Here is a 22,090-nt window from a genome sequence, read left to right as displayed (position 1 = left end):
AAACTGCAGGATCCAAAGATCCTGCAGCATCAACAATTATCCTCATGTGGTATTTATTCCGGCCACTGGATCTCTGTGATCTCCGGATAACGCTCCTGAATAGCTGTCTCAAAGTTGGCTTTTGCTTTGTCAAAGTCTACTTTACCCTGGAAGTAATCACTGAAAGCGTTCTGGATCAGCTCTACACAACCCTGGTCATATGCGGAAAGCGGTGCGATCTTGATATTCTCTGCAACCGGTGCAAAATACTCAAACGGGTTCTGTCCACCAAGGAAATCAGATGCGAAATCTGCATTTGTAGCTGCATCTTTCATACCGGATTTTGTATTTGTAAAATCAGAGTATTCTTTGGAAATCTTAAGAAGATTATCCTGATTTCCCGTCATTGCCAGGATAATATCTTTGACATGTTCCGGATTATCTGTTCCTGTTGCAGCCTGAATGTAAGAGCCACCCCAGTTGTATTCCTGCGGAGGATTTGTAACAGCCCAGTCACCTTCTGCTCCATCCCAGTTTGGTTTCAGAGTAAAGTCGATACCCCATGCCGGGAAGAGGAATGCGAATACCTTGGACTCAGAACTCATTGCCTTGTTCCAGTCATCGTTCCACTGACCTTTTACAGTTTTGTTAAGATAACCTGCATCCAGCCACTCTTTGGAATCTTTTACCCAGTCCATGATCTTTGAATCTACTTTGATCACAGAATCACCGGACTCTACCCACGGATTCTCAATGCTGTTTCCATATAAACGAAAAGTGTCTGCATAAGAAGCAAATGTATAATATCCTTTTTCTTTCAGCTGAGCTGCTGTTTCTTTAGCTGTATCCCAGTCTTTCATCTTCTCGCCAACTTCTTTCGGGTCATCAGTACCGAAAACATCTTTCGCAATGTCACGACGATATACAAGGACACCCGGGCAGCACTGCCATGTGGCGCCTCTCTGTACTCCATCCGCATCAGAAGCTGTTGTTTTCGTGAAATCATACTGATCTGCAAGATCCTTGTCCGGATCAATGCCAAGATCAGTAAGAGGCATTGCAACATCTGCATCTTTGTCTGTATATTTGAACACATAATCTGTCTCAGAAAGGAACATGTCTACCTTATCATCTGCACTTGCATCAGCCTGGTTGAGAAGTGCCTCATCCAGTTTCTGCTGATATACGCCATCCTGGTTCGGATTTACGATCCAGTGGATCTCTGTACCATCTTTCAGTTTTGTAACTGTACCATCTTTGGAAGTGGACTCTACTTCCGGATAAATAGCTTCCAGTCTCTGACGGAACTCATCATTCCAGGAATAAATATTGATCACTTTTCCCTCATCCGATCCTTTTGCAGATACACAGCTTACATTTGCTGCCATCATTCCACAAACCATTGCTGCTGCAAGGATCATAGATACCGCTCTTTTTTTCATAGTATAAATCCTCCTTTTTCTGTAGCATCCCCGATGCTTTACCTTTGATGATGAAAATATACCATTTTTTTATCTGCGATTATATTATTAATCTTAACAAAATGTCAGATTCATGTCATAATATAAAAAAACAACACATTCCTTAAACATCAACATATAAGGAGGATATCAATATGTCCATTTCCCAAGACTGGATTACTAATGAGCTGAAAGATACAGAACCGGAAGCTCTTCATCGCTCTCCCTCTGTGGAATATTCTTTTTACAATGCCGTAAGAGCCGGTGATATGGAAGCTGTAAACAAAAACTGCGAGGAAGACTCTTTTCTTCATCTGAAGGGAACCGGTATCCTCTCCAAAAATCCTCTGACCAACCTGAAGTATCATTTCGTTGTCACTACTGCCATGCTCACCCGTTACTGTATTGACGGTGGACTGGAGCCTGAACAGGCATATCGTCTCAGCGATTTTTACATTCTGAAAATGGATTCCTGCACCACTGTACGCCAGATTGCAGATCTGCATCATATTATGGCCAGAGATTTTACCGGAAAAATGATCCTCCAGAAAAAAAGCTCTATTCTTTCCAGACCGGTCATGCAATGTGTGGACTATATTTACGGTCACATTAAAGAGCGTATCACCATTCAGGATCTGTCAGAACATACCGGACTCTCTCCCAGTTATCTGTCCAGAGTATTCAAACAGAATCTTGGAGTATCCATAAGTGATTACATCCGCGAGAAAAAAATCGAAAAAGCCACTCACCTGCTCCGATACTCTGATAAAGCAGTAGTTGATATCGCCAATTATCTGAATTTCTCTTCACAGAGTCATTTTATCCAGATCTTTGAAAACTTCACCGGCCTTACCCCAAAGAAGTACCGTGACAAATATTACAAATCCATGTGGTAAACATCCTTATTATTATGGCTGATATTTTTTATCAGCATCAAAAACGACATCCCGCAGCTTTTTACAACTGTGGGATGCCGTTTTCCTATTGATACTTCTGTTTCTGTAATTTAACAATTATGTATAACCGATTTCTGTTACATCAGTTCCACTTTGATCCTGTGTGTTTCTTTTACAGAAAGCTTTTCGAGCAGTTCCCGATCTATACGTACACAGGTACTCTGTTTGTTTTTCATTTCCTTTTCATCACACCATACTGTTTTTATTTTATATTCTGAAGGAAGTTTTTTCTCCGGATTGCAGATACAGATCTCCAGCTTTCTTCCGGCAAATTCCATAGTAAGAGATGCCTGTCCATTCTCATTATACTGCTCCGGCATCAGTGCCGGCGCGATCACCAGATCTCCAAGATCTCCTCTGACGCCAAATACCTCTGTGATCATAGTCAGCATATACCAGCTTGCAGCACCGGTAAGATATGCATACAATCCTCTTCCCTGATTATCAAAATATTCCGGAATTCCAGGATACATCCTGCTGTTCTCAAAATCCATGGCAGCGTCCAGAAGCGTTTCCAGAACCTTATGTCCTTCTTTTGCATAGCCGTTTTTATACAGTGCATTGCCATACATAACAGCCATATGGGAAAATACCGCTCCGTTTTCCTTTTCTCCATAAGCAAACCCGAACATTCTTCCCAGATCAAATTTTTCTTCATGGAAATTGGTATTCAGACGATATCCTCCTGCCTGACGGTCAAAAAGATATTTATCCACACTTTTACAGATAGACTCAATCTGATCTTTCTGTGCGGTTTTACTCATGATCGCAAATACCTGACTGGTAAGCATCATACGTACCTGGCTGCTTTCTGCCCTTTCCACAGGACGTTTATGATCATCATAATATCCGTTGAACCAGCCGTTTTCTCCGTCTTTTACCCATTCTCTTCTGCGGATGTTTTCCATCATCCAGTCTGCCTTTTCATCCAGATTCCGGCTAAGCTGGTCCAGACGGATCACAATAGTATTTCCGCTGATATCATGTGCACATTTTTCTGTGTACTGTCTCAGAAGCTGCTGCTTTTTCTCCGGGCTTTCATAAAGCTCACGGTCTCCGGTAAACAAGATTTCCATTTCTTCCGCAACTTCAATCCTGTCAAACATTTCCTTTTCCTGAAGTTTTCTCAGATATTCTGCGATGTTCTTCATATTTCCAGCATATGCACAGGTAAATGCCACACTCTCACCATTTTCCCATGCCATATCCATGGCATCGTTCCAGTCTGCCCCGTGAAGTTTCATCTCGTTGTGCTCTCCTACATCATAAAAAGCACAGAGATTTTCCAGCAAAATGTGTTCCAGAACCGTTCCGTAATAAATCTCACCGGATTCTGTTTTCTGATTTTCTCCATAGGCACTGCTCCATTTTTCATCATGCGCAGTTCCTCTTTTTGTCTGAAGATCCTTGAAATATGGAATCTTCTCAAAAAGGACATTCATATCCCCGGTCTGATCCATATAAAGCTGCGTTGTCACAAATGGCCAGAAAGCATGATCCATCCACACGCGGGCAATGTTGTTACGGTCTGCGATAAATTCACCCTGTCTGTTTCCGATGATCGTGGCATTGGTTCCATCGATGCGTACTCCACCGTAATTATCGACGATCATCTGACGTACAACAGAAGGATCCATGATCAGAAGTGCCAGACAGTCTTGCCAAAGATCACGCCAGCCTCTTCCACCTTTTCCATAATCATGATACGGGAGGAATGAACAACCGTAAATTCTTCTTAATATCGGCTGGAAACAGATCCATTTCAGATAATTATCTCTGTCCTCATCACCTGTCTCAAAAGAAACATTCACTTTTTCTGTCCAGTGTTTTTTTACATGTTCAAATTCTCTTGCAACCTGTTTTTCAGTTCTGTAAAACCGTGCAGTCTCCTCCGGCAGCTGATTTTTTTCAGATATTCCCGCTGTCACAACATATACAGCTGTTTCATGTGGTCTCAGAACCCTGGATGCAAAACGAATACCACCGACAGCTTCCTTTCCTTCAATTTCTGTTCCTGCCGGAACACCTTTTTTCTCTTCTCTGACCACCTCCGGAATCAGGAAAGAACCGCCTTCTCCGATAAACATTTCCACATCAGGATAAAAGCTTTCCGGTTCCGTTCCTTCGCCTTCAGATCCATATACAAAATATGTAGTATTATTCTTCTGATGACCTCTTTCATCAAAAGAAAGCACCGGTTTTACTTCAACACCGTACTCCGTTGTTCTTATCCTGTGCAAAAGGGAAGTCACATGCCTGTGATCTCTGAGATTGTCTGCACTTCTTCCATATACAGGTATTACAGCAACCGGTGTGATCTCCTGTTCTTCCTCTTCAATATTGGTAATCTTTACAAGATGGACCTCCGCATCACCTTTCACTGTCACAAAAGACAAAATCTCTGACTGAAGTCCGTATTTCTCAGAAGTTCTGTGCAGCTTCTGCCACATAAATCCGGCTTTCAGGCTGCTTTTATCCTGTTTATCAGTATATTTCTGAAATTCCTGTTCTGCCGAAACTCCGCATGCTGACCAGTAACCTTTTCCTTTTATCTTGCACCAGAAATTTCTGGTGTTTCGATTATTATGAAGATTCTCAATGCTTACCGGTTCCAGCAGAAAATGATTCTGATCCAGTTTGCTGTCTCCTCCCAGAGAAGGGGTGATCGCGGATTTCAATCCGTTTTCTCCGGCCAGAGGTATATATAAACCGCTGTAATTCTCCGGATTTTCTATGGAAAAGCTTCCATTTTTATCCTGAAATTTTATATATTTCATTCTGTGATCTCCTTCCTGCCAAAATAAAACGGTATTTATATTCCATTTTACTTTGTATTCATAAATGTGATCTCCTCGCAATTTATATCCATTATGTCATGACATATAGAATTCAATTTCTGTCTCACCGGTAAGTTTCTCCTGCGGAATATAATTACCCGGAAGTTCTTCTCCATTTACATAGAGTTTTTTACATCCAGCTTCCACATGTCCCGGATTCTTCACAGTGATATGGAGATGACATCCACGGAAATCCTTGCTTATCTCAAACTTCTCCCATTCTTTTGGAATCGATGGTGCTATACGTAAGCCATAGAAATCCGGACGCATGCCAAGAATTCCTTCTACACATCCTACCATCACAGTAGATGCTGTTCCTGTCAGCCAGTGCACATGAGATCGTCCGAAATTCGGGCTTGCTTTTCCTTCTGTAAACTGTCCATAGCAGTATGGCTCCAGCTGTCTGATCTCAGCCCTGTCATTCTGCGCTGCCGGAGCATTCTCCAGGAAATAATTAAATGCACGCTCACCATGTCCGCAAAGTGCTTCTGCCAGAATGAGCCATCCCTGTGACTGTGAAAAGATTCCCGCATTTTCCTTTGTTCCTGCATTGTAGATAACCGCAAGTGCTCCGTCGAAAGCATTTGCATGATATGGAGGATCCATAAGGATTGCACCGTATTCTGTATTCAATCTTTCATAAACCATTTGAAGGGCCAAATCTGCCTGCCGCTCTGTTGCAAGGCCGCTGATCACAGCCCAGCTCTGTGGATTCAGCCACATATTTGCCTCCGGGTCAGTTCTCTTTCCGATAACCTCTCCCCGCTCCGTAAACCCACGGATAAAACGATCTTCATTCCAACAGAGTTCCTGGATCAATTTTCCAAGCTGCTCTTGTTTTTCTTCCAGGTATTTTATATATTTTTCATCTTTTTTGTACTTTGCAAACTCTTTCAGGATAGTCATTGCATAATAGAACTGTAATGCAACGAAAGTAGATTCCCCATCCTTTCCAAGTCTCAGACAATCATTCCAGTCTGCATAAAGTCCGGCCGGCATTCCATGTCTGCCAAGATGGTTCATGGAGAAGTCAATAGCTCTTTTCAGATGCTCGTATACAGTTCCTTCATCCTTGTTTGCAAACGGGATCACTTCATCGATGAATGCAAAATTTCCTGTCTCTGAAATATATTTGTATACAGTAGGGAACAGCCAGAGTGCATCATCTGCGCGGTATGCCGGATGACCGGTTTCCTGTACATAGGACGCATCATCCGGTGTATCCTCATGTCCCGGATTATGTGTGAATTTCACAAGTGGAAGACCGCCGCCGTTATCTACCTGTGCTGACAACATGAAACGGATCTTATCCAGTGCCATTTCGGGTGCAAGATGGATCACACCCTGGATATCCTGTACAGTATCACGGTATCCATATCCGTTACGAAGTCCGCAATAAGTAAAAGATGCTGCACGTGACCAGATAAATGTCATAAAACAGTTATATGCGTTCCATGTATTGATCATGGTATCGAATTCCGGACTTGGTGTTCTGATCTGAAAATGTGCAAGCTGTCCGTGCCAGTAACTGATCAGTTCTTCAAGCTCCACCGCGCATGTTTTTTCACAGTCTGCATAATGTGCTATAATCTCCGCTGCTTCATTATCCTCCTTCATTCCTGCCAGAAAAGCCATTTCCCGACTTTCTCCCGGTTCCAGAGTAATTACAGTTGAAAGAGCTCCACAGCTGTTTTCATTATAATTTCCCTCATTACATAATACTCCGGCTTCAACCCCTGCTGGATTGTTGTATCCGTGATATCTTCCAAGGAATTTTTCCCTGTCACCACACCAGGAAGAAACCTTCTCTCCAGCCAGGCCGAAGAATCGGTTGAACACGTTCTTGTTATCAACCTCTTCCCCATCCTTAAGGCCGTCCAGATTCGCATGGATCATCTGACGTACACGATCTCCACAGAATACTGTTCTTGTAATATACTGGGAATACTGCAGATTCACCTGATCCTGTTCATAATTGCTGTTATTTGTAAACTCTGCATATCCAGTCACACTGATCTCACGTTTTCTGTCTGAGCAGTTGGTAACTTTCAGATTCCATACCTCGTAGGACTGCCCAAGCGGTACATAGTATCTCACCTCTGAATGTATCTCGCTGTAATCTGCCATCATTTTAGTATAGGCTGTGCCATGATGACATTCACTTTTATACTCACTGAGATCTTTGCCAACCGGCTGCCAGGATGCTGACCAATAATCTTTTGTGTCATTATCCCTGAGATAAATATATCTTCCCGGCTGATCAAACTGATTAAAAATATATCTCAGGATTCTGCCGTTCGCCCCGGATTTTGCAAAGCTGTATCCCCCTGCATTATTGGAAACGATTGCTCCGTATTCCGGCGATCCCAAATAATTCACCCACGGAGCAGGTGTGTCCGGCCTGGTAATCACATATTCCTTTTTTTCTTCATCAAAATACCCATATCTCATGCCATACAATCTCCTGTTCTGTATATTTTCCGTAACATTGTCTGTTGTTACCTATTTTCTACACTATAACTGATATGCAGATAGCAATATACAAAATAAAAGATTAAAATATCAGATTCATGACATAAGATATGGATATAATTCTTTACAATTCTTCCTCCGTGATCACCAGCTTCATGGCCCAGGCCGGGATATCCACATCCTCAGGCTCCTGCTCCATAAATACAAATGCTGTCCGGTATGGCGGCATCTTTGCCGGAAAAAGCCCGTATCCGTCTGTAAAATACACCAGGCCCTTAAGATTTTCAAACTCACGTTTTTCCATCAGCTCTTCCACATAAGCAAAAGCCGGACGGAAATCTGTACCTCCATCACCGTAAAGTTCCAGGCTGTTCATATACTCCTGCAATTCCTCTGCACCGGTGATCTTTACATCCGAATGCACCTTCTCATCACACTGGATAATGTGTATATTTACCTTCTGGAAAAAATTCCTGCTATCGCTTAAGATCCCATAGGTTTCCTCCAGAAATCTCTGTACCAGTTCTCCTGAACAGGACATGGAGGTATCGATCACAATGACAAATTCCGAAACTTTTTTCACTTCTCTGGTTTCCAGGGGTTCGATCAGCGGCATATTCCCGTAAAGGGAAAGCCCGTAGGTATAAAAATTATAATCAAAGCTGTCCGGATCCACAGTCAGTTCTTCCCGAAATACTGCAAATTTCCGCAGAAATTCCCGATAATCATATCGTTCCCGGTTCTCTATTTTCAGCTGGTCCAGAAAATCTCCGTCCTGCTCTCCTGACTCCCTGGAAAAGGTCTCCAGATCTGTCTCGATCCCATCGCTGATATCTCCCCATTTTTTACTCATCAGGGGATTGGGTTTCCGGTCAGGCTGCTGGTTTGCCCAGTATTTATGGTCGTCCACATAGAACTCTTTTTCCAGCTGTGCCAGTTCTTTTTCCTTCAGAAATTCTTCTTTCAGAATCTTGTAAATTCTCTCTGCATTCAGCGTCTTCTTTTCCTTTTCCAGAAGACGGTAGGTTTCCCTCCGGAGAAGACTTCTGGAATATCGGACTGAGCGGTGGTAGATCCCGTCGATCATATGCTCCACTGCAATATCGCAGCTTAAATTCCACAAACGCTTCTCTATTCCCGGCTTCCCAAAGTGCCGGAAAATGCAGTGAAATACCATATGGAGATATCCTCGATTCACAAGAATCCTGTTTTCTTTATAAAGCCCGCCAAGCTGTGCCGGATGGAAGTATATCACAGCCCCGTCTGTTCCAAACGGACTGACCGAACCATCCATCTGATAAATAAAGCTGCTCAGCGCCACATCCAGAAAACGCATGCCAAGATACAGCTCGTCTCTTGCCGCCCGGAGGATGCTGCTGCCGATGTCCTGGAGACGCTGGGCTGCCTCCTGGGGATTGGATCCCTGACCGGGCAGGAAGTTATTTTTATTGTTTTCAGTTGTTTCTATGCCATTCAGGATTTCCACCTCCTCTGATCTGCTGTTGCAATTCTTTTTTCATTAATTTACCATTATTGTTTACACATAATCTCATAATTCACTTGTAGCTTATTTTTCTCATATTCTCTCAGACACTCTATAAACTTAATTTTTCTGCATAAAGCAAATGTTCGTATACCATTCTACGCAAGATCTCCTCAATTTGTCATCAGGCTCTTCCAACTTACAGCTGAAATTTCTTCCTCCGTCTCGCTGGCCGCCCATCATTTTCTGTCTCCCCGGCCACCTTCTGCTCTTCCTTCAGCATCCGGCTGCGTTCATTCATCAGAAATGCGGAAATCTCCATATCCTTCTTCCTGGCCGCCACATCAATACTATGTTCCAGGCCCTCTCTGTTCCAGAGTTTTTCCCGAGAAAGCAGCTCCAGACCATTTAAGCTTCCGCTTTCCACCAGAAATTCCCCGATATCCTTAAGGTTTCCCCGGATATAATCCTCATACTGTTTCTTCGCCTTTTCGCTCAGCTGCCACGGATAACGAAGCCGCCCAAAGCTCATATCAACCAGAACCTCCAGCTTATCCATTACCACTGCCATATCAAACAGGCTGTCATACTCTGCGAAATCCAGTTCTTTGCTGTAGAAGCATTGCCGGTAATTGGTCCCTGAGCCATGATACTCCGTAAACAGAATTCTCGCAGGCGTATTCTCCACCGCCTCATCATAATGCTCCGGAAAAACCATATGCGCACGTTTTCCACCTGCCTCACCATTTTCATACAAAAAATCCACATCGATCTTCTGCCACAGCTCACCGAGGATCTCCTTTGCACAGGACTTGAGCCCTTTTTTCTGATGGATCACAAGCTCCTTCAGCCCGCTGCAGCCCGTAAACGCCCCGGTTCCCACCTGCATCAGCGTATCCGAAAATTCCAGCCGTTCCAGTTTTTTGCATCCATAAAAAATATATCTTCCGATTTCCTTCAGTGTATCGGGAAAAACGATCTCTTGCACTTCCTCTCCGGCAAGAAGTCTCTCTTCTCCGAACGAAATTACATCTTCGCTCTCCCAGGTTTCTGCATCTTCTTCTCCATCCTTATGTGCAGAAAACGCATACGGCGCCGCACTGACTACCGGAAGACCATTGATCTCTTCCGGCAGCACGATCCGGTCATCGGTACCATAACACCGAACGATCTCTATTGCATTATTTTTAATTCTGTAATGTATTTTCATCGTACACTTTCTTCCCTATGTCACAATAATAAAAATTTCTGTTTCCTATTGTAGACTTATTCCAAACAAAAAACAACCCATCGGACCACTGATGGCAAGTCAGTATCCTGCGGGTTGTTCGTTTCTTTTATCATAAGGTTGGAGGAATTGCTATATTTTTATCGGTCTATACTTTGAGTTTTTTCTCTTCAGGATTTAAAGTTTCCTGTAAACTTCCATACCATATCCGGCTGTTCCGGAAGATAGGTAACGTTAGGTCTCCAGGTCGCGATCACGGTATCTTTAGAATTGACCCAGAAGGAATACTCTTCCCTGTAGGAAGTGTTGAGCAGTCCCACAGACAGATATAACGTTTCCTGATCCATTCCATAAGCAATGCTGTGATATCTCTTTGTAAAATCATCCGGATAAAGATCGTTCTGTTTCCAGCTCTTAAATCCTGCATAAGCAATCTTTTTCTCACCCTGGACTATCATTTCCAGACGCAGTTTACATCCTTCCGGAATGATCTTTGCACTTTCAATGTTTCTCGGATTTTCTGTAAAAATAATCTCCCGGTTAAATAATCCACTGAGTTCTTTTTCCGCAGTTTTCAGTCTGCCTTCCGGCTGTGGCAGAGAAAGGCTTTTTATTTTTGCTTCCAGATATTTCTCTCCTTCTTCCCGTTTTTCTTCCGGGCAAGGTATGGAAACTGCTTCCTTCATATATTTAAGGCAGATATCTGCCGCAAGATATTCTCTCGCACCTGCGGTAATGCCAATGGCAACCGGAAGTTCCCGGAAGCACACCAAATACTGTCCAAATGCTCCTTCTGCCGCAAAGATCTCTTTTCCTGCTTTGATGTGATATGCATAATGAGTCAGTGCTTTTTTCTCATCTCCGGGAATTACGACTCTTGACTGTCCCATCTCTTCGATCCACCACTGTGGCACCAGCTGCTCACCCTTCCAGTTTCCTTTCTGGAGAAGGAGCTGTGCCAGTGTGGAAATCTGATCTGCGGTCAGATACATGCCCCAGCCGCCAGTATTATGTCCCTCAGGACTTGTAAGCCAGTTGATCTTTCCAAAACCAAGTTTGTCAAAAACACGTTTCTGCATAATGGACAGACAGTTTTCACCCATAACTTTGGTCACGATCCTGGAAAGTGTATAGCTGCATCCGGAATCATAATGAAAAACTTTTCCGATATCTTCTTTCAGCTTAGGCTGTCCAAGCCAGTTCTTCTCCCAGTCTTTTTCCAGTCTGGAAAACCATACATTATTACAGCATTCCGGGGAACCGGCCTGCATGGTAAGAAGATCATATACGGTAATATTTTCCAGGGCTTCATCATATTCATCCGGAAGATCTTCTCTCACATAATCCAGAAATTTATCCTCCAGATGAAGTTTTCCCTCATCCACCGCAAATCCAACACAGATACTTGTTCCGATCTTTGATAAAGAATGCAGCATCTGCGGCTCTTCCATTGAGAAAGGTGCCCAGGCTCCTTCAACAACCTTTTCTCCTTTATACCGTACAGAAATACTGTGTAATTCTACGGTGTTCTCAAGTTCCTCAAGCATTTTTGCCAGCTTGAACGGATTTAATTCATTCATTTTTTTCCTCCTCTGCAGGCTGCCATATGGATGTCTCGATACGGATTCCACCTTTTCTGGTGAGATATACACCAATCAGGATCAATGCAACCATAACTATAACAGCAGATACTGCATATACAAGTTTAATACTGAAAATTCCTTTTATAAAAATAATCGTGTAAATGATGATACTGATGGTACAGAATACGTAAAGTCCTGCACTGGAAAGGTGAAATTTGTTCTTCTTCCAGGTATCCGGATATTTCTTCGGAAGACGTGAAATTGCATACACAACTGTAACATTCATAAAAAATGTGATCACCTGGAAAATATTTGTGATCGTCACGATACTCATATCAAAAATGATCGGAAGCAACACTACGATCAGTGTGTAGGTATAGATCAGGTACGGTGCTCCGAAACGGTTTTCCTTCAGAATTCCTTTCGGCAGCCATCCATCCTTGGCAGCCTGAGCGATCGGATATCGTACATCATTAAATACACCATTCAAAGTAGTGATGATTGCCATGATCGGTCCGCCGATCATAAAAAGTTTATACACAATACCAGGAAGGATCTCCTGTGCTGCCGGAAGGATTGTTTCCACACCTGCAACCTCATCGTGAGGAAGCACCCCACCTGTAACCATCGCAAGGCCCACATAAATAAAAAGCAGACATGGCACGCAGGACATTGCCGCAAACGGAACATCTTTCGTTGCTCTTTTCGCGTCTTTACCATACCACAGAACATTGTAGTAACCATTTGCGGAATTGATAAGAAGAAGTGCCGCCAGCATAAAGCCTTTAAAGCCGCCGGTAAACATCTTATCTCCTGAAAAATTAAAGATCGGCTGTCTGATCTGTGTAAGTCCGAAAACAACATACAGAACCATTGTGATCAGAAGAACCGTTGATAATATCTTGCTTACCTTTGCAAAAATATCCATTCCCAGAAGATTCAGAACAAACAGGATAACAACACCTGCGATTGCCAGTGCTTTCACTGTAATTCCCGGGAGGAGATTATTCAAATACAATCCCAGTGCCAACGCAAAAGAACTGTTGAGGATCGGCGTTACCAGTTTCGTATAAGCTACCAGACCTCCGGTGCTGACTCCGGAAAGGTTCGTTACGATGGAATACGGGCCTCCTGCCACGCGCATGGTCCCACCAAGAATAATATACGGAAAAACCATAAAGAATCCCATGACAATCGCTGTCAGATAAGCAAGCCATACAGAATAACCGGTATAAGCCATTGCCGGTCCGATCAGAGTTACCATTCCGGAGCCGATTACCATTCCTACTGCGATCGCAAAAAGATCACTACGCTCAAGTATACCCGGTTTCGGTTCCGGCTTGTTCACAATTATGTTCTTGTCGTTCATTTCATTGCGCCTTTCTTTACTTTTTTACTTTTTATTTTTTATTTTTTATATTGTATACATAAAGAATAGTGAAAAACGCCGTAACTGTCAATAACAATTAACAATTTCGGCGTTTTGTAAAAATTATCTGTTCTGTTTTTGTATACTTTTTACAGAAAAATGGTGATTTCTACAGCCTAATTATACCGTTGCACAAAGTTCTCACAACTGCTTTTTATATGTTTCTGCATACGCAGATAACATTCCATAGCATCACCTTTTCGAATACTTTCTACAATTTCCTCATGCTCTTTCAGAGATTTTCTTACGTACTCTTCTTCATTTACCAGTACGCCTCTGGACAGTCCGTTCCACAGTTCTGACAGCATATTTTTAAGTTTATCATTTCCTGCTGCTGTCCATAATTCCATGTGCAAAGTCTGATTGAGACTTGAATAACTTTCAAAATCACCTTTTTCTATCTCTTCTCTGGAAACCTTGAGGATCTGATCAATCCTCTGAAGATCGATCTTATTTTCACAACACAAAACACAGGCTTCACTTTCCAGTGCCGCCCGCACCTGAAAATGTTCGCGGATCGTTTTTTCATTCACTCCAAGAACTACTGCACGTTTATTTCGCTCCAGTTCCAGAAGTCCATCTCTTGCCAGAATCTGAAAGGCTTCTCTTGTAGGTGTAATGGACACTCCAAGTTCCTGCGCAGTACTTTCCAGTGTCAGAATTTCCCCCGCCGGAATTTTTTTTGAAAGAATTGCCTCTCTGAGATTCGCCGCAATCTTTTCTCTTATGGGTAAAGTCTTTATTGGTTTAAGTCCCAGCATGTATATACTCCTGTTCTTATAGATCTTTTTTATTTAGATGAATATTAACAGTATTCTATTCTAGCGTATTTTTACTGTATTGTAAATTCCCATTAAGACAGGTACCCACATTCTTGCAGGAGACTTAACTGACTTACACATTTTATAAATACTGGCTGAACTCCACCTTCTCCTTATTCGGTCCCTCAATAGTAAAGAACTTCACACCATTCTCCCAGAACGGCAGAAAATGCACCTCGTCATTGGTGGTATTCAGTCCTGCTGCTGTCACCAGCTCGTGGACTTTCTCCACATCCTTCACATCAATGGCAACATGGTCAATGGCGCCGGATTCCATTTTTGCTGCTTTGTTCTCGTAAGTCTCGATCACAAGATTTCCAAGCTTCAGGAAAGCAACCTTCTCATTGGCAGCCTCGTTCACCGTCTGGAAAGCGATCTTAAATCCCAGTGCCTCATAAAATTTAATGGTTGTCTCAATATCATTGGTTGGCACACCTACGTGCTGAACTCCGTTCATCTGATCTTTTAAATTCATTTCAAAACCCCATCCTTTCATAAATCTGACATACTCATAAACACAATCGCTTCGCAATTTAGATTCAACTCTGCTACAGTTTTATGAATACGATCACTTTGCAATTCTGCGTTCCACCTGTGCAAGCTCCGGCATTGCCGGGATCGCACCTTTTTTCTCCACGCAGAGACTGGCCACTGCATTGCCGAAACGGGCAAATTCCTTCAGATCCTCCTGGGTCAGCTCGTCCAGATGTTTCTCTGCTGTGCTGACTTTGTACAGGAAACCGCCCCAGAAAGAATCTCCGGCTCCGTTCGTGTCTGCGATCTGTTTCACTGCAAATCCCGGTACCATACAGCCGCCATCCTTGCCGTAAAGATAGGCTCCTTCGCCGCCAAGTGTAACTGCCACAACTTTCACGCCCTGGCTGTACAGTGCTTCTGCTGCTTCCCGGACATCCTTATGATCTGTCAGAAGTTCTGTCTCTTCATCCGAAATCTTCATAAGATCCACATAGGGAACCAGGCTTCTCATATGCTTCTTCGCTGTCTTTTCATCCGGCCACAGAGATGCACGGTAATTGGGATCGTAAGAAATCACGCTGCCCTTGTTTTTTGCTCTTTTTACCGCATAAAACGTGGTATCTCTTGCAGGCTGATCCGTCAGGGACAGGGATCCAACATGAAAAATATGGGTATGATCCAGCACATCCACATCCACTTCTTCCTTCTGGATCTTCGTATCCGCTCCCGGTTTTCTTGCAAAAGAGAAAGTCCTCTCTCCAGTCTCGCTGACTTCCACAAAAGCCAGTGTAGTAAAATAATTTTCATCCAGGAGCATACCCTTGGTATCCACGTTTTCTTTCTCAAGAACAGATTTCAGGAACTTTCCGTGCATATCTTTTCCTGCTTTACCGATAAATGCAGTATGAGCTCCCAGTCTGCTGGCTGCAACTGCAACATTGGCTGGTGCACCGCCCGGATTTCTGGCATACAGCATCTGTCCATCCTCATTGATATCCTGAGATGTAAAATCGATCAGGATCTCACCAAAGGTTGTGATATCATAGATGGATCTTTTCACAGCATCTCCTGTGTCCATAATAAGGTTCTGATCAAGCAGCTGAAAAAAGATCTTCTCGCATTCTTTCTCATTATCTGTATGTATATGAAGCTCTCCCTCGTCAAACTCAGGCATACTTAAGACACCAAGCATAGACTTCGCATTTACAACATAACGGCCATAACATAATTCTACATCACAGGGGATGGATTCTGCAATACTTACCAGCTTTCTTGCATTCTGCATTGTGCCTAAAATTACTTTTACTATCATTTTTGTCTACTCTCCTATGCAAACAGGCTGATCACAACAGCACAGACCAGACCTGTTACTCCTACGATGGTTTCCATCATTGTCCAGGATTTCAGGGTTGTTTTCTCATCAATCTCAAGAAGGGAACCTACCAGCCAGAATCCGGAGTCATTTACATGGCTGAATGCCGTTGCGCCTCCGTTGATGGCACAGACCATTGCTGCCAGATAAACCGGTGACAGGTCTGCAACTCCGGGCATAGCCGCCATAATTCCTGCTGCCATTGTCATAGCCACAACTGCCGCACCAACCGATGCACGGATCAGAGCTGCAATAAGGAATGCAACCAGTACAAGCGGAAGTCCGCTTTTTTCCAGGGCTGGTCCTATAATATTTCCCATACCGCAGTCCTGCAGCACCCAGCGGATGATACCTCCACCAGTGATGACCAGAAGAATCTGTCCGGTAGGCTTCAGAGAACGATCCAGGATTTTCTTAAGCTGCTCTCCATTATAGCCCTGCTTCTTTCCAAGAAAATACATGGCAAGCAATACTGCTATGATCAGTGCCACAAATGGTGTTCCCAGAAATTCCAGAACAGGACGTGCCGCGTCGATTCCCGGAATGTATTCAGAAACTGTATTGCACAGGATCAGTACCAGCGGAACAAGAATGATACATAATACTGTAGAAAATTTCGGCAGATTGGCTTCTTCTTCCTCACGTACCTCCTGGATATTGGAGGGCAGCCCTGTATTGATCTTTTTGCCGATAAATTTGGACCATAAGATTCCTGCAAAGATCAATGATAAAATGCCCACAGGCACACCTACCGCGATCATCACTCCGAGATCCACATTCAGCATATTTGCCACCAGAACAGATCCTGCTGATGGCGGTATAAATGCAAATCCGGTGGCAAGTCCGGCGAGAAGATGAATCACATAATATAAAGTAGATTTCTTTGTTTTCTTCGCAAGTCCGAATGCCAGAGGGATCAGGATCACAACGCCAGCCTCAAAGAATACCGTAGTTCCTACCACAAGTCCTGTGATCCCAAGAGCGATTCCCGCTTTTTTCTCACCAAATTTGTTTATCAGTGTCTGAGCAACGCACTGTGCGCCGCCGGACACTTCCAATATCCCACCGAACAGAGAGCCCAGTCCGATCAGGAGTATGATTCCCTGTAAGGTTTCTCCTGCGCCGTTTTCCACAGTGCTTACCAGCGTTGGAACCGGCATTCCGGCGCCAAGCCCGATAACCAGTGCAGCGATCAGCAGGGATAAAACCGGGTGGATCTTAAATTTTATGATAAGTAACAATAATAATAAAATTCCTGCTGCTGCCGCGATCAACAGTCTTGCCGGGTCTGCCGCAAATACCGGTTCTGTCATCTTTCCATTTACCTCATTTCTCTTTATTCAATATTTACATAAACTGTTCTCGTAACCCTGGTTTTATTTTACATATTTATGAATAGTTGCCTTTACAGCTCCGGGGCCGACGATCATCTCACGGAACATGTCCTCGATCTTCTCTCCGACACCATCTTTATAGAGGTCTGTGAAGAACAGTCTCTCATTGGAAAGGATCGGCTTCAGCTGATTCTTAAAGGTCTCCGGTTTTCCGATCACGATATCTCCAAGCTGCTCCTGAAGTTCCTCATTCATCGGGTCCGGTGCAAGCTCAAATTTGTTTCCTTCATCATCTACAGCCAGCATGTATCTCAGCCATCCTGCGATTCCAAGCGGGATTGCTGTCAGCCTGGAAGCATCTCCAAATTTCTTCACATATGCTTTTACAGTCTCACCGAAACGGATACCTACCATCTGGGACACATCTACAGCCAGACGAAGGTTGGTATCTCCAAGATACTCATTCGGGAAACGGTCATTAAAAAGCTCATCCACAAATGCCTGTGGGGAAAGGATTCCAGGATCTGCAACTACCGGAAGTCCTTCGTCATAAGCAACCATACGGGCCATTTTCATCATATCTTCGTTGGTGTTCAGCATATGTGCAAACAGATCATAGCCAAGTACCACACCAAGAGGGCCGGTTGCGGAATGTACAGGATTCAGGCATACGGTTACTTTCATTCTCTCGGAAAGATTGACGGTATTTCTGTCCGCCATGTATACGCCGAAGCCTTTTTCCAGAGCAGGGCGTCCGTTAGGGAAGCTGTCCTCGATAACAAGATACTGTGGCTTCTCAGCATTAACAAATGGTGCTATGTATGTCTTCTTTCCTGTGATCACCGGCTGCATGTCTTCAACGCCAAGCTTCTCAAGGTCTGCTGCGATCTGCTCGCTTGGACGAGGTGTGATCTTGTCGATCATGGTCCACGGGAATGCAACCACCTTCTCGTCCGTTACATAATCTACGAAGCCATCATCTACGAAGCCCGCTTTATGCCATTCCTCTGTCATAGTCAGCACGGACTCACGAAGCTTGGCGCCGTTCTGTGAGCAGTTGTCCATGGATACCAGGGCGATCGGATATTTCCCTGCTTTATATCTCTCATTCAGCATAGCCACAAGAACTGCCATTGCTCCCGTTGCCTTATCCGGTCCGTTCTTAATATCTGCTTCCACAAACGGGAACCATGTTCCGTCTGCTTTCTGGAGTGCATAACCCTTTTCTGTGATAGTGAAGGAAACCAGCTGCAGGGATTTAGCCGCAAAAATTTCTTTCAGGCGGTCCCATTGTCCAGCATCAGATGACTGTGCTTTCACTGCTTCTGCAAGCGCCCCAAGAACTTTGTATTCACGGGTTCCATCACCGTGGAGAATGACATTTAAGCCAAGGTTGTCATATGGCGCGTAAATCTTATCTACTACATCATAATCAAAGGTCTCTACACATGTGATGCCTCTGTCAAGAACTCCCCCTTCCAGAAGACCATCTGCAATACCTCCGATAAATACACGGAAGATATTTCCGATTCCGAAATGTACCCAGCCTGGCTCCTTCTTCGCTTTCTCAGTAACTGCCTCTACATCGTATCCTGGAAGATTGATGCCTGCTTTCTCCCATGCTTCACGCTCTTTGATTCCTTCTCTTGTTAATTTCATGATAGAACCTCCTTTTTTTCGTTCATTTCGTTATTTATGTCTTTTACTTATGTTTATGTCTTAACTGTAAGTAGAGTATAAAACTTTCCTTTTTAAAAATCTATTGGCAAAGCGTCTAATTTTACTCTTATTTTTTTGTTTACTTTTACCCGTTCTCCCCTACATTGCATTTCCCGCAAATTTATACTAAAATACATTTAACAAATGTAGCAAGAATTCTCTCACCTCTTCAGGTGGTGAGATGAATTGCACATCGGAGCATGTCTGCTCAAAAAAATCTCTATAGTATAAAAGAAACACTTGTTCTCCCTTCCCTGATGTAGTATACTGAAAAGAACAATTAGTTCATAAATACATATCCGTTGATATAAGAAAAAGGATGATAAATATAATGGAGTTAGACCATGAAAGATGCATTCTGGGGTCAGATATTCTGTCTGCTCAGTGCAGGCGGAGCAACGATTGAAACGATACGGCAGTATATAGAAAGCCAGGGTGAGAAGAATGAACCGCGCCGTAAAAATAAGGATTTATCCAAATAAAGAGCAGAGAGTTCAGATAGAGCAAACAATCGGCTGCAGCCGCTTTATCTATAACCAGATGCTTGCAGATAAGATCAGCTATTACCAGAAAGAAAAAAAGATGCTCCGGAATACACCGGCCGGATATAAAAAGGAATATCCATGGCTGAAAGAGGTGGATTCCCTTGCCCTGGCGAATGCGCAGCTGCATCTGGAAAGTGCGTTCCGGAAGTTTTTTCGGGAACCAGCCTGCGGATTTCCGCGTTATAAATCAAAGAAGCATGCAAGAAATTCATATACGACCAATGCACTAAACGGAAATATCCTTTTACAGGATACCCATCTGAAACTTCCAAAGATGTCCGTCATAAGGATAAAACTTCACCGTCAGATTCCATCAGACTGGAAACTGAAGTCTGTAACTGTGAGCCGTGAGCCATCCGGGAAATATTTTGCCAGTCTTTTGTTCTGCTGTGAGAACCAAACAGTGGAAAAAAGACCGGTAGAGAGATTTCTTGGGATCGATTTTGCCATGCAGGGAATGTGTGTATTTTCTACAGGAGAAAGAGCCGGGTACCCTATGTTTTACAGAAAAGCAGAGAAAAAACTTGCAAGAGAACAGAGAAAGCTCTCCCACTGTGAAAAAGAAAGCCGGAACTATCAGAAACAGAAAAAAAGGGTAGCTTTATGTCATGAAAAGATAAAGAACCAGAGAAAAGATTTCCAGCATAAGCTCAGCAGGGAGCTTGCGGAAAGATATGATGCAGTATGTGTGGAAGATCTGAATCTGAAGGGAATGTCCGGAGGGCTGCACCTTGGGAAAGGTGTGCAGGATAACGGGTACGGGCAGTTTCTGTTCATGCTGGGATACAAGCTGGAAGAATGTGGAAAACATCTTATAAAAGTAGACCGTTATTTTGCATCCAGCAAGATCTGCAGTCTATGCGGACATAAGAAAAAGGAACTGGCATTGTCGGATAGAATGTATGTTTGTGAATGTGGAAACAGGATGGACCGGGATGTGAATGCAGCAGTCAACATCCGTGAAGAAGGAAAAAGAATCTATAAAGAATGTGCCTGACGGCACAAGAAAAAAATCCGTAACCGGATAAACATAAAAAACAAAACCGCGGGACACGCGGGGATAGCCTGTTTTAGCTTTGCCCTAAAGGGTAATCGAGCAGGAAGCCCCCACTTCAAAATCGTAAGATTTAAGTGGTGGGAGCATGTCACGACTTAAACATATCTATAATTACTTTTATCAGGAGAATCTCATGAGTGAAAAAGGATTAACCACCATCAATTTAAAAAAAATAAACCGCTCCAAGGTTTACCAATATATATACAAAACACACCAGACTTCCAAAATGCAGATCGTCCAGGATCTTCAGATGGGGCTTTCCACCGTAAGCCAGAACCTGAACCTGCTGGAAAAAGAAGGGCTTATTGACAGAAACGGATATTTTGATTCCACAGGTGGTCGAAAGGCCCAGGCCATCCAGATCGTCTCGGATTTCCGGATTTCCATTGGAATCGGGATCCTGAAAAACATGTTCCATATCACAGCAATCGACTTATATGGAAATGCCTTTTATACAGAAACCATTGCTCTTCCCTATTCCAACACAGAAGAATATTACAGACAGCTGACCGATAAAGTACGAAAATTCATCGCAGAAAATCACTATCCGAATGAAAAGATCCTGGGTATTTCCATTGCCACACAGGGGATCACTTCTCCGGATAATTCCACTGTGATCTACGGAAACATCATGAACAATACCGGAATGAAACTGGAGGATTTTTCCCGGCATCTTCCTTACCCCTGCCATCTGGAACATGATTCCAAATCCGCTGCTTTTCTGGAGCTGTGGAATCACCCGGAGCTTGACAGTGCTGTCGTGTTCCTTCTGAACCGAAACCTGGGCGGTGCCATTATCACCAATCATCAAATTCATCAGGGAAGTTCCATGCACAGCGGAACCCTTGAGCATATGTGCGTCAATCCTGACGGCCCTTTATGTTACTGCGGAAACCATGGCTGTCTGGAAACCTACTGCTCTGCCAACGCTCTGGAACAGTCTGCCGGGATGCCTGTGAAGGAATTTTTCCCGCTGCTCCGCGAAAAAAAATCTCCCCGGCTTGCTGAGCACTGGGAAGATTACCTGAACCATCTGGCATTTGCCATGAAAAACCTGAACCTGATCATCGATGCGCCGATCATCATCAGCGGATATCTGGCACCTTATTTTACGGAAGAAGACATCACTTATCTGCTGGAACACATCAACACAGGCGCACCCTTTACCCTGGATAAAGATCAGATTCTGGTCGGCACCCACGGGCAGTATACACCTGCCATTGGTGCAGCTTTATATTATGTGGAAAAATTTATACAGAGCGTGTGAATACAGGCAGCTTCACCTGAACCGCTCAAAAAAGCATGTCATACACAGCCAGACGGATATAACTTGATCCG

Annotated in this window: 15 protein-coding genes and 1 pseudogene; 4 read left to right on the top strand and 12 right to left on the bottom strand. The window is 43.6% G+C overall.

Translation table 11 applies throughout. The features are described from left to right. Positions 1–53: 53 nt before the first annotated feature. Positions 54–1,421, bottom strand: a complete 1,368-nt coding sequence (locus BN3261_RS15550) for an ABC transporter substrate-binding protein (protein WP_015526173.1) — start codon at positions 1,419–1,421, stop codon at positions 54–56. A 173-nt stretch (positions 1,422–1,594) separates the two neighbouring features. On the opposite strand from BN3261_RS15550, the gene BN3261_RS15545 reads away from it, so the two are divergent. Further along, positions 1,595–2,335 (top strand): AraC family transcriptional regulator, encoded by a 741-nt coding sequence (locus BN3261_RS15545; RefSeq protein ID WP_021652091.1) that lies wholly within the window; start codon positions 1,595–1,597, stop codon positions 2,333–2,335. A gap of 137 nt (positions 2,336–2,472) precedes the next feature. On the opposite strand, the gene BN3261_RS15540 is transcribed toward BN3261_RS15545, so the two are convergent. From BN3261_RS15540 to BN3261_RS15490, 11 genes are all read right to left on the bottom strand, one after another. Beyond that, on the bottom strand, positions 2,473–5,172 hold the full coding sequence (locus tag BN3261_RS15540) for a GH36-type glycosyl hydrolase domain-containing protein (RefSeq protein WP_059086722.1): 2,700 nt from the start codon (positions 5,170–5,172) through the stop codon (positions 2,473–2,475). Positions 5,173–5,268: 96 nt separating this feature from the next. Then, positions 5,269–7,683, bottom strand: coding sequence for a glycoside hydrolase family 94 protein (locus BN3261_RS15535; RefSeq protein ID WP_059086721.1), 2,415 nt, complete (start codon positions 7,681–7,683; stop codon positions 5,269–5,271). Positions 7,684–7,828: 145 nt separating this feature from the next. Beyond that, the gene (locus tag BN3261_RS15530) at positions 7,829–9,139 is read right to left on the bottom strand and encodes a vWA domain-containing protein (RefSeq protein WP_059086974.1); all 1,311 of its coding nucleotides are present in this window, start codon (positions 9,137–9,139) and stop codon (positions 7,829–7,831) included. 247 nt (positions 9,140–9,386) lie between these two features. Continuing rightward, on the bottom strand, positions 9,387–10,397 hold the full coding sequence (locus tag BN3261_RS15525; RefSeq protein ID WP_015526177.1) for a leucine-rich repeat protein: 1,011 nt from the start codon (positions 10,395–10,397) through the stop codon (positions 9,387–9,389). 188 nt (positions 10,398–10,585) lie between these two features. Next, on the bottom strand, positions 10,586–11,995 hold the full coding sequence (locus tag BN3261_RS15520) for a serine hydrolase domain-containing protein (protein WP_015526178.1): 1,410 nt from the start codon (positions 11,993–11,995) through the stop codon (positions 10,586–10,588). Continuing rightward, complete coding sequence (locus BN3261_RS15515) at positions 11,988–13,367, bottom strand: APC family permease (RefSeq protein WP_021652086.1); 1,380 nt, start codon at positions 13,365–13,367, stop codon at positions 11,988–11,990. Before BN3261_RS15515 ends, BN3261_RS15520 begins: the two co-directional genes overlap by 8 nt. A 176-nt stretch (positions 13,368–13,543) precedes the next feature. Next, positions 13,544–14,188, bottom strand: coding sequence for a GntR family transcriptional regulator (locus BN3261_RS15510; protein ID WP_059086720.1), 645 nt, complete (start codon positions 14,186–14,188; stop codon positions 13,544–13,546). Positions 14,189–14,330: 142 nt separating this feature from the next. Next, entirely contained in the window at positions 14,331–14,723 is a 393-nt protein-coding gene (locus tag BN3261_RS15505; RefSeq protein ID WP_015526181.1) for a VOC family protein, read from the bottom strand. A 93-nt stretch (positions 14,724–14,816) separates the two neighbouring features. Next, the gene (locus tag BN3261_RS15500) at positions 14,817–16,037 is read right to left on the bottom strand and encodes a PfkB family carbohydrate kinase (protein WP_015526182.1); all 1,221 of its coding nucleotides are present in this window, start codon (positions 16,035–16,037) and stop codon (positions 14,817–14,819) included. Between the two features lie 14 nt (positions 16,038–16,051). Then, positions 16,052–17,410 (bottom strand): GntP family permease, encoded by a 1,359-nt coding sequence (locus BN3261_RS15495; RefSeq protein ID WP_059086719.1) that lies wholly within the window; start codon positions 17,408–17,410, stop codon positions 16,052–16,054. Positions 17,411–17,473: 63 nt separating this feature from the next. Continuing rightward, positions 17,474–19,090: a mannitol dehydrogenase family protein gene (locus BN3261_RS15490; RefSeq protein ID WP_015526184.1), complete on the bottom strand. Its 1,617-nt coding sequence runs from the start codon at positions 19,088–19,090 to the stop codon at positions 17,474–17,476. A 407-nt stretch (positions 19,091–19,497) separates the two neighbouring features. Between BN3261_RS15490 and BN3261_RS17520 the strand changes: the two are divergent. The 3 genes and pseudogenes from BN3261_RS17520 to BN3261_RS15480 form a co-directional block, all read left to right on the top strand. Next, a pseudogene (locus BN3261_RS17520) lies at positions 19,498–19,632 on the top strand (hypothetical protein); the annotation flags it as partial. Continuing rightward, positions 19,595–20,692 carry an RNA-guided endonuclease TnpB family protein gene (locus BN3261_RS15485; RefSeq protein WP_110925836.1) on the top strand — a complete coding sequence of 366 codons (1,098 nt, stop codon included), beginning with the start codon at positions 19,595–19,597 and terminating at the stop codon, positions 20,690–20,692. The pseudogene BN3261_RS17520 and the gene BN3261_RS15485, both read left to right, overlap by 38 nt. Before the next feature lie 193 nt (positions 20,693–20,885). Next, complete coding sequence (locus BN3261_RS15480; protein WP_059086717.1) at positions 20,886–22,019, top strand: ROK family transcriptional regulator; 1,134 nt, start codon at positions 20,886–20,888, stop codon at positions 22,017–22,019. Positions 22,020–22,090: the final 71 nt, after the last annotated feature.

It is taken from the genome of Blautia massiliensis (ex Durand et al. 2017) (genome assembly GCF_001487165.1).
Lineage (GTDB): Bacteria > Bacillota > Clostridia > Lachnospirales > Lachnospiraceae > Blautia_A > Blautia_A fusiformis.
Note: the sequence above shows the minus strand (reverse complement) of the source record. Positions and strands in the feature narration are given on the sequence as shown.

Excerpts from the sequence above, each read along its gene's own strand:
- BN3261_RS15550 (WP_015526173.1), bottom strand. The coding sequence starts at position 1,421 with ATGAAAAAAAGAGCGGTATCTATGATCCTTGCAGCAGCAATGGTTTGT.
- BN3261_RS15525 (WP_015526177.1), bottom strand. The coding sequence starts at position 10,397 with ATGAAAATACATTACAGAATTAAAAATAATGCAATAGAGATCGTTCGG.
- BN3261_RS15505 (WP_015526181.1), bottom strand. The coding sequence starts at position 14,723 with ATGAATTTAAAAGATCAGATGAACGGAGTTCAGCACGTAGGTGTGCCA.
- BN3261_RS15540 (WP_059086722.1), bottom strand. The coding sequence starts at position 5,172 with ATGAAATATATAAAATTTCAGGATAAAAATGGAAGCTTTTCCATAGAA.
- BN3261_RS15535 (WP_059086721.1), bottom strand. The coding sequence starts at position 7,683 with ATGAGATATGGGTATTTTGATGAAGAAAAAAAGGAATATGTGATTACC.
- BN3261_RS15515 (WP_021652086.1), bottom strand. The coding sequence starts at position 13,367 with ATGAACGACAAGAACATAATTGTGAACAAGCCGGAACCGAAACCGGGT.
- BN3261_RS15490 (WP_015526184.1), bottom strand. The coding sequence starts at position 19,090 with ATGAAATTAACAAGAGAAGGAATCAAAGAGCGTGAAGCATGGGAGAAA.
- BN3261_RS15510 (WP_059086720.1), bottom strand. The coding sequence starts at position 14,188 with ATGCTGGGACTTAAACCAATAAAGACTTTACCCATAAGAGAAAAGATT.
- BN3261_RS15480 (WP_059086717.1), top strand. The coding sequence starts at position 20,886 with ATGAGTGAAAAAGGATTAACCACCATCAATTTAAAAAAAATAAACCGC.
- BN3261_RS15500 (WP_015526182.1), bottom strand. The coding sequence starts at position 16,037 with ATGATAGTAAAAGTAATTTTAGGCACAATGCAGAATGCAAGAAAGCTG.
- BN3261_RS15485 (WP_110925836.1), top strand. The coding sequence starts at position 19,595 with ATGAACCGCGCCGTAAAAATAAGGATTTATCCAAATAAAGAGCAGAGA.
- BN3261_RS15520 (WP_015526178.1), bottom strand. The coding sequence starts at position 11,995 with ATGAATGAATTAAATCCGTTCAAGCTGGCAAAAATGCTTGAGGAACTT.
- BN3261_RS15545 (WP_021652091.1), top strand. The coding sequence starts at position 1,595 with ATGTCCATTTCCCAAGACTGGATTACTAATGAGCTGAAAGATACAGAA.
- BN3261_RS15495 (WP_059086719.1), bottom strand. The coding sequence starts at position 17,410 with ATGACAGAACCGGTATTTGCGGCAGACCCGGCAAGACTGTTGATCGCG.